This window comes from Mycolicibacterium sarraceniae, from assembly GCF_010731875.1.
GTDB lineage: Bacteria > Actinomycetota > Actinomycetes > Mycobacteriales > Mycobacteriaceae > Mycobacterium > Mycobacterium sarraceniae.
Map to the genome: position 1 here is coordinate 4,574,735 of NZ_AP022595.1, position 13,511 is coordinate 4,588,245.

10 protein-coding genes and 1 pseudogene are annotated in these 13,511 nt (G+C 65.9%); 3 read left to right on the plus strand and 8 right to left on the minus strand.

The genetic code is table 11. From position 1 onward, the window contains the following. Window positions 1-17: 17 nt before the first annotated feature. Complete coding sequence (locus tag G6N13_RS22835; protein WP_163700889.1) at window positions 18-1,169, plus strand: FAD-dependent oxidoreductase; 1,152 nt, start codon at window positions 18-20, stop codon at window positions 1,167-1,169. On the opposite strand, the gene G6N13_RS22840 is transcribed toward G6N13_RS22835, so the two are convergent. The 6 genes from G6N13_RS22840 to G6N13_RS22865 all read right to left on the minus strand — a co-directional run bounded on the left by G6N13_RS22840 (window position 1,166) and on the right by G6N13_RS22865 (window position 7,846). Beyond that, entirely contained in the window at window positions 1,166-1,657 is a 492-nt protein-coding gene (locus tag G6N13_RS22840) for a transglycosylase family protein (protein WP_163700892.1), read from the minus strand. The two genes, G6N13_RS22835 and G6N13_RS22840, sit on opposite strands and share 4 nt — an antisense overlap. Window positions 1,658-1,842: 185 nt before the next feature. After that, on the minus strand, window positions 1,843-2,139 hold the full coding sequence (locus G6N13_RS22845; RefSeq protein WP_235678116.1) for a transglycosylase family protein: 297 nt from the start codon (window positions 2,137-2,139) through the stop codon (window positions 1,843-1,845). Window positions 2,140-3,134: 995 nt separating this feature from the next. Next, on the minus strand, window positions 3,135-3,713 hold the full coding sequence (gene mobA, locus G6N13_RS22850; protein WP_163700895.1) for a molybdenum cofactor guanylyltransferase: 579 nt from the start codon (window positions 3,711-3,713) through the stop codon (window positions 3,135-3,137). Between the two features lie 19 nt (window positions 3,714-3,732). Then, window positions 3,733-4,809 carry a 2-oxoacid:ferredoxin oxidoreductase subunit beta gene (locus G6N13_RS22855; RefSeq protein ID WP_163700899.1) on the minus strand — a complete coding sequence of 359 codons (1,077 nt, stop codon included), beginning with the start codon at window positions 4,807-4,809 and terminating at the stop codon, window positions 3,733-3,735. Then, window positions 4,806-6,749, minus strand: a complete 1,944-nt coding sequence (locus G6N13_RS22860) for a 2-oxoacid:acceptor oxidoreductase subunit alpha (RefSeq protein WP_163702457.1) — start codon at window positions 6,747-6,749, stop codon at window positions 4,806-4,808. The genes G6N13_RS22855 and G6N13_RS22860 overlap by 4 nt, the downstream gene beginning before the upstream one ends. A 284-nt stretch (window positions 6,750-7,033) precedes the next feature. Then, the gene (locus G6N13_RS22865; RefSeq protein ID WP_163702458.1) at window positions 7,034-7,846 is read right to left on the minus strand and encodes a PfkB family carbohydrate kinase; all 813 of its coding nucleotides are present in this window, start codon (window positions 7,844-7,846) and stop codon (window positions 7,034-7,036) included. Window positions 7,847-8,077: 231 nt separating this feature from the next. On the opposite strand from G6N13_RS22865, the pseudogene G6N13_RS22875 reads away from it, so the two are divergent. Then, window positions 8,078-8,644: pseudogene (locus G6N13_RS22875) on the plus strand (thiamine pyrophosphate-dependent enzyme); the annotation flags it as partial. 37 nt (window positions 8,645-8,681) lie between these two features. On the opposite strand, the gene G6N13_RS22880 reads toward G6N13_RS22875, so the two are convergent. Next, window positions 8,682-10,856, minus strand: coding sequence for a glutamine synthetase III family protein (locus G6N13_RS22880; protein ID WP_163700908.1), 2,175 nt, complete (start codon window positions 10,854-10,856; stop codon window positions 8,682-8,684). A gap of 198 nt (window positions 10,857-11,054) precedes the next feature. On the opposite strand from G6N13_RS22880, the gene G6N13_RS22885 reads away from it, so the two are divergent. Further along, on the plus strand, window positions 11,055-12,479 hold the full coding sequence (locus tag G6N13_RS22885) for an HNH endonuclease signature motif containing protein (RefSeq protein ID WP_163700910.1): 1,425 nt from the start codon (window positions 11,055-11,057) through the stop codon (window positions 12,477-12,479). 20 nt (window positions 12,480-12,499) lie between these two features. On the opposite strand, the gene G6N13_RS22890 is transcribed toward G6N13_RS22885, so the two are convergent. Beyond that, window positions 12,500-13,435 (minus strand): LysR family transcriptional regulator, encoded by a 936-nt coding sequence (locus G6N13_RS22890; protein WP_163700912.1) that lies wholly within the window; start codon window positions 13,433-13,435, stop codon window positions 12,500-12,502. Window positions 13,436-13,511: the final 76 nt, after the last annotated feature.

Consider the following 13,511-nt stretch of genomic DNA (forward strand, 5'->3'; position numbering starts at 1 on the left):
CACGTTACGTTCAACCCATGGCTGAGATCGCTGTCGTCGGGGCCGGTATCGCTGGGCTCGCCACCGCGGTGGCTCTCCAGCGCCGCGGCCATTCCGTCACAGTGCTCGAAGGGCGGACCGACACCAGCTCCGGCGCCGGCATCAGCATCTGGCCCAACGCGCTCGCCGCGCTGGACCAACTCGGCGTGGGTGACCAGGTGCGGGCTGCCGGCGGCCGGATCACCGCTGGCGCGATGCGATGGCGGGACGGCACCTGGCTGCGCCGGCCATCCGATGACCGAATCGTCACGGCACTGGGCGAGCCCCTGGTCGTGCTGCACCGTGTCACCCTGCGCGACATTCTCACCGCCGCGCTGGCAGCGGGCACCGTCATCGACGGTATTGCGGTGCGCGAGCTGCGCACCACGCCCACCGGGGTGCGGCTGAACCTGATCGATTCCTCGACCCGCGACGTCGACGCGGTGGTCGGCGCCGACGGCACCGGATCGGTGGTGGCCCGCCATCTCAACGGTCCGCTCCCCCATCGCTACGCCGGGTACACCGCGTGGCGGGGGGTTTCTTCGCTGGCCATCGCCGCCGATCTGGCCGGCGAGACGATGGGCGCCGGGGCCCAAGTCGGCCACGTCCCGATGGGGCCTGACCGGACGTATTGGTTCGCGACGGAGCGAGCGCCCGAGGGTGCCACCTCACCGCACGGTGAGCTGGCCTACCTGCGCATTAAGTTCGCGTCGTGGGCGGAACCCATACCCGCGATGCTGGGGGCCACAAATCCCGCCGAGGTGCTGCGCAACGACCTCTACGACCGCAAACCGGCCCGGCGCTGGGCGGCGGGGCCGGTGGTGCTGGTCGGTGACGCCGCCCACCCGATGCGACCGCACCTCGGCCAGGGCGGCTGCCAGGCACTCGAGGACGCGGCGGTGCTGGGTGTGGTCGTCGAGCTGTCGCGCGACCTACCCAGCGCGTTCACCGTGTTCGAGGCATTCCGTCGGCGCCGGGTGCGCGCCATCGTCGCCGAATCACGATTGATTGGCCGGGTGGTCAACCTGCGCCCCGCGGCGCTGAGTGCGTTGACCAGCCGGGCCACGGTCGCACTGCCGGAGTCCGTGGTGACCCGCCACCTGGCGTCGATCGCGGCCGGTTCGGCGTTTCGGTTGCCCGATATCGGTTAGTGCAGGCCGAGGGCGTTGGCGATCGCGCGGCCCGGGTCATGGAAGGCCTGGCACATCTTGTTGAAGTCGACCGACTTGAACGGGCCGCTCAGAACGTTGGAGCACACGCCCTGCGCCGGGGCCGGAGTGCCGGCCGAGACCGGGGTCGCGAACGTGGCGCTGTCGGCGGCCTGACCGCACTTCGGCCAGGCGCCCATGCCCTGCTTGCCGGCGACGTTTTCGGCGACCCGGATCTGCTCTTCACGGGAGGCCCGGGCCGCGCTGCCGACGCCGCCGTTGGCGGTCCAGGTGGCGTCACTGAACTGCAGTCCACCTGAGTAGCCGTTGCCGGTGTTGGCACCCCAGTTGCCGCCGGACTCGCACTGTGCGACCGCGTCCCAGTTCACACCGCTGTCTGCACTGGCGTTTCCGCAGCTCAGAACGAATCCGGCCAGTGCCAGCGCTCCGGAGATGAGGGCGATGGTGATGATCCCGCGCACAGTGCTCATTGGTGTTTCCCTTCCCGACAAAGGGGGCACTGGTGTGCCACTGTGAGGTGAATCGCACCTCGTGATGCAGTCGTTACGGGCGTGTCGATTGTTTTTTCTGAGATTTTTGATACGGAAGCTTCTCTAGAGACAAGAGTGGTGCCGAGTCCGGGGACTCGGCACCACTCTTGAATCCGCCGGCTAACTCAGCCGCGACGACCGCAGACCGGCCATGCTCCTCGGCCCTGACTGTGCAGAACGTTCTCTGCCACGCGGATCTGCTCATCGCGCGAGGCCATGTGCGGGGAACCGCTGCCGCCATTGGACCGCCAGGTGCCTAGGGTGAACTGCAGCCCGCCGTAGTAGCCGTTACCGGTGTTGATTGCCCAGTTGCCGCCGGACTCGCACTGTGCGACCGCGTCCCAGTTCATGCCGTCAGCCGAGGCAGTACCGGTGCCGAGCACCATCGGAGCCACCACGGCGGCACCGCCGATCGCGGCCATTCCAGCGGAGCGTGCGAGTTTTGTGCGGACGTTCTTCAACAGGTTTCCTTTCGCCGTGCACGCGCCGAATGCCATCCCGCACCGTCGGACGGGGTACAGCCCGTTGCTGGGCTGTGGGAATTCGGGTCGCGCCGTCTCGGTCGGGCACGACAGCGCGGCCGGCCGGCATCACTTCGGGGCTTGCGCACCCAGCGATCCGCAGAAGGCCTTTCGGACCTCCCGGCCCCGCACACACGCAGGGTTCGAATTGTGGAGTTATCGGTCGAGATGTTTGTCCCCAGAGGGATCGGATAGGAACGTACGGAGCCAATCAAATGAAGTCACATCGACGACACGCTTATATCGGTTCGATAACGGCATGATCACGGCCGGAAATTACGAGTTGTCTATGCAGGTCAGACCCGCGTTTTGCCACCAGGCGTTTGATGGACACGCCCGTCAATGTTGTGATTTAAATCACGTCTGATTTGTGGGCTGAGCCACACGATTCGATCACGAAACAGGCCCATGCGGTTGCCTCGAAGCGAGTGGCGCGGTCAATCCCGCACCGCAACAGCGGAAGACGCGGACTTCATTAGCTGGCGCCGCTCGGCGAAGCGCATCGGGCAATAGAACCAAATCTGTTGCCAGAAAACAATTTTCATCAAATCGAGCCGGACCGACTGCCCACTCTCCGATAGCCGGACGCCAGCCACCGCTGTCCCCCGAACTCAGGACGCCTTGAGAGCCAGGCATGTTCGCGACGGCCACACGGTGACCACAGCCCGTCCAACGACGGCCGCCAGCCGGCGCGCACACGAGCTCCGCATGCGATCCCCTACCGCATCAGAACCGGCGAGAAAGGTCCTGGATATCGCGGCTTCACTGGGAGCCGCCAACCGAAATGCGTTGTGGCTCAGCGGATCTTGTGGCCCAAAAACGGAGAATGAACGGAGAATGCCGAATTCATAAAAGGATTTTGCAATTTCGCCATCAAATTAGCCGGAATGACCGATTCATAGTGCTATTTGCTGCTGCACGTCAGCAGGCGAATTCACGTTGGCCAGCACCGGGCCCGCAGGGATGACGACCCGTTGGGTGACGACTGTCTCGGCCAGCGCCCGCATACTCCGGTCACCCGCGGCGACCAGGATGTCGATGTGGTCGGCGAGATCGGTGCGATAGATGCCGGCCAGATAGTGATCCCGGCCGTCCCAGGGCAGCACGATGTCGACACCCCGGTAGTCCGCCAGCTCGTCGATGACAGCGGTGGTCAGGAACGGCATGTCCACCGCGCAGACGAACGCCCGCTCCAGACCGGCGGCCGCGGCCGCGCGAAGTCCGCGGCCGGTTGCCAGAAGCGGCCCCACCCCGCGAACCTCGTCGCGCAGCACCTCGGCCTGTAACGCAGGCAGGGCCTGGCCTGGGGCGGCGATCACAAATAGCGGCGCGCAGCGGGATTCCAGGACACCGACGGTGTACTCGACCATCGTGGTGCGACCGTCGGGATGCGTCAGCGTGGCCTTGTCACGCCCCATCCGGCGCGACGCCCCACCAGCCAACACAATGGCGGCCAGCGGGGCGGGCGTACTCACGGCTCCTGTCTCGGCTCAGCTAGTCAACGGTCCAGGTATCGCGACCGCGCAGCAGCGATTGCAGCGCGTGCCGGTCATGCGGGGTGGCCTCGCGGGCCAGACGGACCTGGTCGCGCGCGGCGTCGTCGTAGCTCGGCCGGCTGACCTGGCGGAAGACACCCATCACCGTGTGCTCGAGGTTTTGCTCGCTCAACCGCGAGAGCGCGAACGCGTAGGCGGAGTCGGCGATCGTCGCGTCGTGCACCACGATGTCGCTGGCCGCGACGTCGGCGGTCTTGGCGATGTCTAGACCGAAGCCGGTCTTGACCACGCAGTACTCGCCGTTGGCACCGAACGTGACCGGCTCACCCTGGCGGACATTGATGATCCGCTCCTCGGAACCTTCCTTGCGGAGCAGGTCGAAGGAGCCGTCGTTGAAGATCGGGCAGTCCTGCATGATCTCGACGAGTGCGGCACCGCGGTGCTCGGCAGCTGCCTTGAGTACCTCCGACAGACCCTTGCGGTCGGAGTCCAGGGCCCGGCCGACGAATGTCGCTTCGGCACCCAGCGCCAGCGACACGGGGTTGAACGGATAGTCCAGTGAGCCCATGGGGGTGGACTTGGTGACCTTGCCGACCTCGGAGGTCGGCGAGTACTGGCCCTTGGTCAGACCGTAGATCCGGTTGTTGAACAGCAGGATCGTGATGTTGACGTTTCGGCGCAGCGCGTGGATCAGGTGGTTACCACCGATCGACAGAGCGTCGCCGTCACCGGTGACCACCCAGACCGACAAATCCGGGCGAGCCAGCGCCAGGCCCGTGGCGATGGTCGGGGCACGGCCGTGGATCGAGTGGAAACCGTAGGTCTCCAGGTAGTACGGGAAACGGCTCGAGCAGCCGATACCGCTGATGAACGCGATGTTCTCCCGGCGCAGGCCCAGGTCCGGCAGGAAGTTGCGGATCGTGTTGAGGATGACGTAGTCACCGCAGCCCGGGCACCAGCGCACCTCCTGGTCGCTGGTGAAGTCCTTGGCTTTCTGGGGCTGGTCCGTCGTCGGCACCCACGCCGTCTTGGACACCCCGGGTGCCAGCAGATCCGAGCCGATCAGGTCAGTCATCCGTTCACTCCTGCGCCAACTGTGCCGGTACTCACGGTAGCTGCCGCCAGTCTGGCAAATTTCGCTTTGTCGTTTTCCCTGTCGGCCAGCGTCCCGTCAAGGGCGGCATCGATGATGCCCTCCAGCTCATCGGCCAGAAACGCCATGCCCTCCACCTTGGTCACCGAGTGGATGTCCACCAGGTAGGTGCCGCGCAGCAGCAGCGCCAGCTGACCGAGGTTCATCTCCGGGACCACCACATTCGGGTACTTGCGCAGCACCTCGCCGAGGTTGGCCGGCATGGGGTTGAGGTGGCGCAGATGAGCCTGCGCGACCTTGATCCCGCGGCGGCGTGCCCGGCGAATCGCTTCCCCGATCGGGCCGAACGAACTTCCCCAGCCCAGCAGCAGCAGCTCGGCGTCGCCGGTCGGGTCGTCGACCCCGATGTCGGGCACCCTGATCCCGGCGATCTTGGCCTGCCGCAACCGGACCATGAGGTCGTGGTTGGCCGGCTCGTAGGAGATGGCGCCGGAACCGTTGGCCGACTCCAGGCCGCCGATGCGGTGCTCAAGACCGGGGGTGCCGGGAACCGCAAACTGGCGGGCCAGCGTCTCCGGGTCACGGGCGTAGGGCTGGAAATCCTCGCCGGCCTTGGCGAAGTTCGGCTCGATCGCCGCAAAGGAGTCGATATCCGGGATCCGCCACGGCTCCGAACCGTTCGCGATCGCACCGTCGGACAGCAGGATGACCGGGGTCCGATAGGTCAGGGCGATGCGGGCGGCCTCGATGGCCACCTCGAAGCAGTCCGATGGGGTGCTGGCCGCCAGGACCGCAACCGGCGACTCGCCGTTGCGCCCGAACATGACCTGCAACAGGTCGGCCTGCTCGGTCTTGGTGGGCAGGCCGGTGGACGGGCCGCCGCGCTGCACATCGATCACCAGAAGTGGCAGCTCGGCCATCATGGCCAGGCCGATAGCTTCGGATTTGAGCGAGATCCCGGGGCCCGACGTGCTGGTCACGCCGAGGGCGCCGCCATAGGAAGCACCGATGGCTGCGCCGACGCCGGCGATCTCGTCCTCGGCCTGGAAGGTCAAGATGTTGAAGTTCTTGTGCTTGGACAGCTCGTGCAGAACGTCCGACGCCGGCGTGATCGGGTAGGTGCCGAGCACCACCTGAATATCGGCGAGCTGGCCGGCGGCGATCACGCCATAGGCCAGCGCGGTGTTGCCGGAGATCTGCCGGTACTCGCCAGGAGCGAGCTTGGCCGGGGAAATGTCGTAGGTGGTACCGAACGCCTCGGTGGTCTCGCCGTAGTTCCAGCCGGCCTTGAGCGCCAGCACGTTCGCCTCAGCGATATCGGGCTTGCGGGCGAACTTCTCCCGGATGAACGTTTCGCTGGTCTCGATCGGGCGGCCGTACATCCACGACAGCAGCCCGAGCGCAAACATGTTCTTGGCGCGCTGGCCGTCCTTCTTGGACGCGCCGATCTCCTCGACGGAGCCCAGCGTCAGCGTGGTCATCGCGACGGCCTGCACGACGTAGTCGGACAGCTCGCCGCTCTCCAGCGGGTTGTTCTCGTAGCCCACCTTGGCGAGGTTGCGCTTGGTGAATTCGTCGGAGTTGGCGATCACCAGACCACCGCGCGGCAGGTCGCGGATGTTGGCCTTGAGCGCGGCGGGGTTCATCGCCACCAGGACGTCGGGACGGTCACCCGCGGTGAGGATGTCGTAGTCGGCGATCTGGATCTGGAACGACGAGACGCCGGGCAACGTGCCCTGTGGCGCGCGGATTTCGGCGGGGTAATTCGGTTGGGTGGCAAGGTCATTGCCCCACAATGCGGCCTCTGAGGTGAACCGGTCACCGGTCAGCTGCATACCGTCGCCGGAGTCACCCGCGAATCGGATGACGACCTTTTCCAGCTTCTGCCGGTTGCCCGTAGCACCGTTGCCGTTGGGACCCACGTCCCCGCCTTTCGTCATATCCCGCCGGGTGTGAATTCCGCGTCGCTGTCAGGTGGACGCGCCGACGGAATTGACAGCCCAGGAGTTGCTGTCACTCGCGGTACCGATTATTGCACTTTCTTAGGCAAGCCAGACCACGCGCCGACGATGACACGCCGCAGGGCCAGCGCAGAAGACACAGCTCACGGACATGAGCCGCGGCCGGATGAGACAAAAGTGTGTCGTTCGTCACTTTTTGAGAATGGCATTCTCTAAGAGCAGAACTACTCGCGGGTAGCTCTCAGTTAACGGCGCGCCTGCAGGCGTTTCTCGAGTTCACCGGCAACAAGTTCGCTGGCGGCCGTCGCCGCATCGCGCGGGTCGGCACCGGCCGCCCGGTTCGCGACATAACACGTGGTGAACATGTCACCGGCACCCGTGGTCTGCACACCTTCGACCCGCCAGGCGGCCGGCACGCGCACGCACCTGTCACCGGTATAGATGTCACACCCCTCGGACCCGTAGGTCACCAGGATCTCAGGCACACCGAGACGCGCGGCGGTCGCGTGATTGAAGGGCCCGTCGGCGACGATGACGGCCTCGTCCTCGGCCAGCTTCACAATGCTGAGGTGGGCCAGCAGCTCCGGCGGGTAGTGCCGATCCACCACCAGCGGCCCGACCACGTCGGCGCGCACTAGGCCCTGGCCGTCGTAGGCGAGCCGATGGCCCCGCCTTGCCAGCAGCGCCAGCGTCTGGGCGGGAAAGTCGGTGCGCAGCAGCGGCGCGAGGTGCACCCAGGTGGTGTCGGGGTCGGCGGCGTCGACCTCAGCCCGGCCCCAGACCGGGCCGATGGCGTCCACCGACATCTGCCGGTGGTCGAGGTCGGAGTAGTCCAGCCGGAACCCGCTCGTGCAGTCCGCGGTCAGGATCCGGATCATCGAGCCGAACTGGTTCAGCAGCGGGTCGAACAGCGGCCGGTCGGCGGCGGCCGCCAGCGCGACGATACCGCCGGGTATGCCGGTGGCCGCGATGGCCACCCCGGAGAACGAGGCACAGCCGCCGGGGGTCTTGCGCCCACCGTTGATGACGTCGACGGCCAGGTTGCCGAGCACGGTCACGCCGGCCACGAGCTCGGCGCGCGGTGATGGCACGGACTGTCTCCTCGAATCCTGTGTGCGTTGGGGCATGCGGACGCGTTCATCGTCGCCGTCGGCGCGACATGCTAGTCGGGAATTCACCGAATCAACGAGTCGGCGATGGCGCACACCGCGGTCGCCTATGCGCGACAAAGGGACCGGCTGGAAGCCTGGGCCGTCACCGCCAGCGTCGGGCCTGGCTCCACCAACATGCTGACCGCCGCCAACGCACTGGCCGCCGAGGCCGATGTCGTCATCGGGATCGGAACCCGCTAGAGCGATTTCACCTCCGCTTCGCGGACCGCGTTCAACAACCCGGACGTGCGGTTCGTCAACATCAACGTCGCCTCGCTGGACTCCGTCAAACAGGGCGGTGTCAGCGTCGTCTCCGATGCCAGGGAAGCCATCGAGGCCCTGATCCCCGCGTTGGACGGCTACACCGTCAGTGACGAATACCGCTCTCGGGTAACCGAACTCGCCCAGCAATGGGAAGACACCGTGTCCGCGGTGTACGCGACCGAAGACGGGGCGCAGCTCAACCAGAACCAGGTCATCGGATTGGTCAACACGCTCTCAGAGCCGCGGGACGTCGTGGTGTGCGCCGCGGGTTCGATGCCGGGAGATCTGGACAAGTTGTGGCGCACCCGCGACCGCAAGGGCTACGACGTCGAATACGGCTACTCGTGCATGGGCCACGAGATCGCCGGCGGGATCGGTGTGCGGATGGCAGGCCCCGACCGTGACGTGTTCATCGTGGTCGGCGACGGGTCCTATCTGATGTCGACACCTTTCGCGAGTAGGGGTGTCGACAGCTGGCTCAGAGGATGTACAACATCTCCTGATAGGTAGGCAGCGGCCAGAGATCGTCGGCGACAATGCTTTCCAGGGTGTCCGCGGCAGCGCGCACCGCGTCCATCAAGGGCAGCAAGCTCGCCGCGTGCTCGGCCTCTTCCTTGCCGGTATCGCCGCCGTGTGCACCCAGCGCCGTCTTGAGCGCGCTCAGCGCCCCGGTCAGCTCCGAGATCGGTGCCGACACCGTCGAGAGGAGCGTGATGTCGGCGTCCACCCCGGCCGCCTTCAGCGCCGCGACGTTCTGCGCCAGCTCGGTCTGGTACCGAACCGCCGCCGGCAGGATCACCGTCGAACCGATCTCCAGCGTCAGCTTGGCCTCGACGTTGACGGTCAGTGCATACGTCTCGTAGCGGACCTCTTCACGACTGTGCAGCTCACGGGCGTTGAAGACGCCGTACTTCTCGAAGACCTCGATGGCCTCCGGCGTCACCAGCTGCGGGATCGCATCGAGCGTCGTCTTGAGGTTCGGCAGTCCGCGCTCGGCCGCCTCGATCTGCCAGTTCTCCGAGTAGCCGTCACCGTTGAACACGACGGCGCCGTGCTCGGTGATGATGTCGGTGAGCAGCTTCTGCACGGCCCGGTCGAAGTCCTCACCGCCGGCGACGGCCTCCTCAAGAACGCCCGCCATGTAGTCCAGTGAGTCGGCCATGATCGTGTTGAGGATGATCATCGGCACGTTGATCGTCTGCCCCGAGCCCGGCGCGCGGAACTCGAAGCGGTTGCCGGTGAACGCGAACGGGCTGGTGCGGTTGCGGTCGCCCGGATCGGTCGGCAGCTCCGGCAGCGTGTCGACACCGATGATCATGGTGCCCTTGCCCTTTGACGATGTGGCCGCACCCTTGGCGATCTGGTCGAATACATCGGCCAGCTGATCGCCGAGGAAGATCGAGATGATAGCGGGCGGGGCCTCGTTGGCGCCGAGGCGGTGGTCGTTGGTGGCCGAGGCCACCGAAACACGCAGCAGGCCACCGTACTTGTGCACGGCGCGAATCACCGCCGCGCAGAACACCAGGAACTGGGCGTTCTCATGCGGAGTGTCACCGGGCACCAGCAGGCTGCCGAACTGCGCGTTGCCCATCGAGAAGTTGACGTGCTTACCCGACCCGTTCACACCGGCGAAGGGCTTCTCGTGGAACAGGCACTCCATACCGTGCTTCTTGGCGATATTGCGGAACGTCGTCATCAGCAGCTGCTGATGGTCGGCGGCGATGTTAGCCCGCTCGAACATCGGCGCGATCTCGAATTGGCCTGGCGCAACTTCGTTGTGGCGGGTCTTGGCCGGGATCCCGAGCTTGAACAACTCCCGCTCGGTATCCATCATGAAGGCCAGCACCCGGTCCGGGATAGCGCCGAAGTAGTGGTCGTCGAACTCCTGGCCCTTGGGCGGCTTGGCGCCGAACAGTGTGCGACCGGAGTTGATCAGATCGGGACGCGCCAGGAAGAAGTGCCTGTCGACCAGGAAGTACTCCTGCTCCGGACCACAGAACGACACGATGTGGTCGAAATCCTTGTGGCCGAACAGCTTCAGGATGCGCTCGGCCTGGGTTCCCATGGCCTGCTGGCTGCGCAGCAGCGGGGTCTTGTAATCCAGCGCCTCACCGGTCATCGAGACGAACACCGTCGGGATACACAGCGTGTTGCCGTTCGGATTCTCCAGGATGTAGGCCGGACTGGTGACGTCCCAGCCGGTGTATCCGCGCGCCTCGAAGGTGCTGCGCAGACCACCCGACGGGAAGCTGGACGCGTCCGGCTCGCCCTGGATCAGCGTCTTGCCGGCGAACTCGGCGAGCGTGGTCCCGTCACCGACGGGGTCGAGGAAGCTGTCGTGCTTCTCGGCGGTCAGCCCGGTCATCGGGTAGAAGACGTGCGCGTAGTGGGTGGCGCCCTTCGACAGCGCCCAGTCCTTCATCACCGAAGCTACTGAGTCGGCGACGGCCGGATCGAGCTTGGCACCCTTTTCGATGGTCGCGACCACCGATTTGTAGATGGATTTGGGTAACCGCAACCGCATCTCGGCCAGTGTGAACACGTTCGATCCGAAGATCTCGCCCGGTGCCTCGCCTGGGTCGAAGCTGATGGGGGGAGGCTCGTAAGCCTCGACGTTGACGATCGCCTGGAGACGGGCTGCATTTCCGCTCAATTGAGTTTTCCTCTGCAAACAAGACGTCCGCGCCTGCTCGCGGATGTGTGACCGGCCAACACTAGGAAGCCGAAGTTCCAAGCTCGTTACGTGAACATCACCGCAACAAGTCATTCGTTTCGTGCGCTGTCGTGCGATTTCCGCGAAGCGATCGCGGGGCCATTCAGACTTGTCAGCGCTTCGCACTAGTGTTCGAGCATGGGTTCGACCATCCTGCACAAGGCCGTCGCAGCGGTCCGCGCCGCGCACGATGAACTCGCCGCGCTCCCCGTGGACACGTTGTCCCACCGCGAACTTCTCGACGTGCTTGGCGAGCTGGAGATCCTGTCCCGGCAGCTCCCCGCACAATCACACCGCATCCTCGCCAGGCTCACCGCCGAGGCTTCACCGCAAGCACTCGGCGCCAAAACTCTCCCCGATGTGCTGACCACCCGCCTGCGTGTCTCGCGGACCGAAGCCAAGCGGCGGGTGCGCGATGCCGCAGTGCTGGGGCCGCGTCGTTCCCTCATCGGTGAGCCGCTGTCACCGGTTCTGGAGCTGACGGCCGCGGCGCAGGCCGCCGGCCAGATCGGTCCCGAACATGTGGCGATCATCGGTGAGTTTTTCCGCAAGCTGCCAGCTTGGGTCGACCCGCAGACCCGCACCCAGGCCGAATCCGATCTGGTCGTCAACGCTCGCGGCCTCACGCCCGAGGAACTGAAGCAGGTCGCCCAGCGGCTGCAGACGCTGATCGATCAGGACGGGCCGATGCCCGACGACGCCGAACAGGCACGCAAGCGCGGGGTGTGGATCGGCAAGCAACAGGCCGACGGTATGACGCCGGTACACGCACTGCTGGATCCCCTGTGCCTGGCGACACTCGAAGCGGTCACCGCCAGACTGGCCGCTCCCGGTATGTGTAATCCGTACGACGAAAATCCCTGTATATCAGGCACTCCCAGTCATGACCAGGTCGCCGGCGACGATCGATCAGCGGCGCAGCGCAACCACGACGCACTCACCGCGATGGGGCGCAGCGTCTTATCGTCGGGCGAACTCGGCCAGCACAACGGGTTGCCCGCGATGATCATCGTGTCGACGACACTGCAGGATCTCACCGACGCAGCCGGCGTCGGCGTGACAGCTGGTGGCTCGCTGCTACCGATGAGTGACGTCATCCGGCTCGCGTCGCACGCCCATCACAGCCTGGTGGTGTTCGACAAGCACACCGCTCGTCCGCTGTACTTGGGACGCTCCAAGCGGATCGCGACCGCCGATCAACGCATCGTGCTGTTGGCACGCGACCGCGGCTGCACCCGCCCGGGATGCACGGTGTGCGGCTACGACTGCCAGGTACACCACATCACCGGCTGGGCGACCGGCGGCCAAACCAACGTCGACACCATGGTGCTGGCCTGCCCCGCCGACAACCGCCTCGCCGATGACGGATACTTCGTGCGGATCCGGGCCGACGGATCGGTCGAATGGATCCCGCCCCCGCACAACGATATCGGCCAGGCGCGAACGAACGTGTACCACCACCCCGAACGGATGCTCACCACATCCCAGGCGGACACCGAGATTGCCAGACAGGTGGCCGCCCCGGATCGGGACGACGACGTCGGAGACGACGAGGTGGCATGACCCACTCGAAGCGATCGGCGTCAGGACTGCGTGCTCGTCCAGAAGTGGTCGATGCGGCCGGCGAGATCGATGTCGGTGGCCACCGCGACGAACGCCGCCGCAACGATGGACGCCGGGGCACGGTCGAGCACCACCAGCCCGATCGCCGGGCTCGGTCCGTGTTTGGCCATCGACCGCGCTGAAAACCCCTGCGGCACACCGAGTTGGGGCAGCCAGGCCGTGCTGGCAATGGTGGCCCGCCGCGAATGTCTCAGGTGCGCGTAGAGCGCGTCAACCGAATCCGCCTCCACCGCAGGGCGGTAATGAATGCCCTCGGCGGCCATATTGGCGTCCAGAATGTGGCGATTACGCATGGTGGTCGTCAGCACGCACAGCTCGAGTCCGGCCGCCTCGGCCCACGTCACCTGAGGCTTGCCCATCAACGCGTCGTCGGCGGATGCCACCAGAACGTATTGCTCCCGGTACAACTCGACCGAGCGGGTTCCCGGCAGCGATTCGTCATCGAGATACGTCAGCCCGGCGTCGATCTCGAAATCGGCCAATCGTCTGGCGATTTCGCGTGACGACAGCGCCTCGATACGCACGGACGCCGCGGGATTGCGGGACAGGAACTCGGTGGTGACAAACGGGCTGGCGGGTACCGCCGTCGGAATCGCACCCAGCCGGGCGGTGACCGTCAGCCGCCCCTGCATCCGTTCGAGGTCGGCGAGCATCTCATCGCGTTCGGCGGTGATGCGCTGGGCCCATGCCACGACCCGTTGCCCTTCCTCGGTGAAGCCCTCGAAGCGACGGCCGCGTTGCACGATGACGATCCCCAGATCGCGCTCCAGCCTGCGGATCGCCACCGACAGCGTCGGTTGACTGATGTGGCAGCGGGCGGCCGCGCGCCCGAAGTGGCGCTCCGCGGCGAGCGCCAGCAGGTAGTCCAGGTGCTGCAGCAATACGTCGCTCGCCATCGATCTGACGATAGCCCTGGGCTATCACCGCATGTCAAATACCGATTACGAACCCCTTGTATCTGGTGTGGGTCGC

Bases quoted from the DNA above. Each gene is read 5' to 3' on its own strand.
- G6N13_RS22840 (WP_163700892.1), bottom strand. From the start codon at position 1,657: ATGAGCACTGTGCGCGGGATCATCACCATCGCCCTCATCTCCGGAGCG.
- G6N13_RS22890 (WP_163700912.1), bottom strand. From the start codon at position 13,435: ATGGCGAGCGACGTATTGCTGCAGCACCTGGACTACCTGCTGGCGCTC.
- G6N13_RS22855 (WP_163700899.1), bottom strand. From the start codon at position 4,809: ATGACTGACCTGATCGGCTCGGATCTGCTGGCACCCGGGGTGTCCAAG.
- G6N13_RS22835 (WP_163700889.1), top strand. From the start codon at position 18: ATGGCTGAGATCGCTGTCGTCGGGGCCGGTATCGCTGGGCTCGCCACC.
- G6N13_RS22885 (WP_163700910.1), top strand. From the start codon at position 11,055: ATGGGTTCGACCATCCTGCACAAGGCCGTCGCAGCGGTCCGCGCCGCG.
- G6N13_RS22845 (WP_235678116.1), bottom strand. From the start codon at position 2,139: ATGGCCGCGATCGGCGGTGCCGCCGTGGTGGCTCCGATGGTGCTCGGC.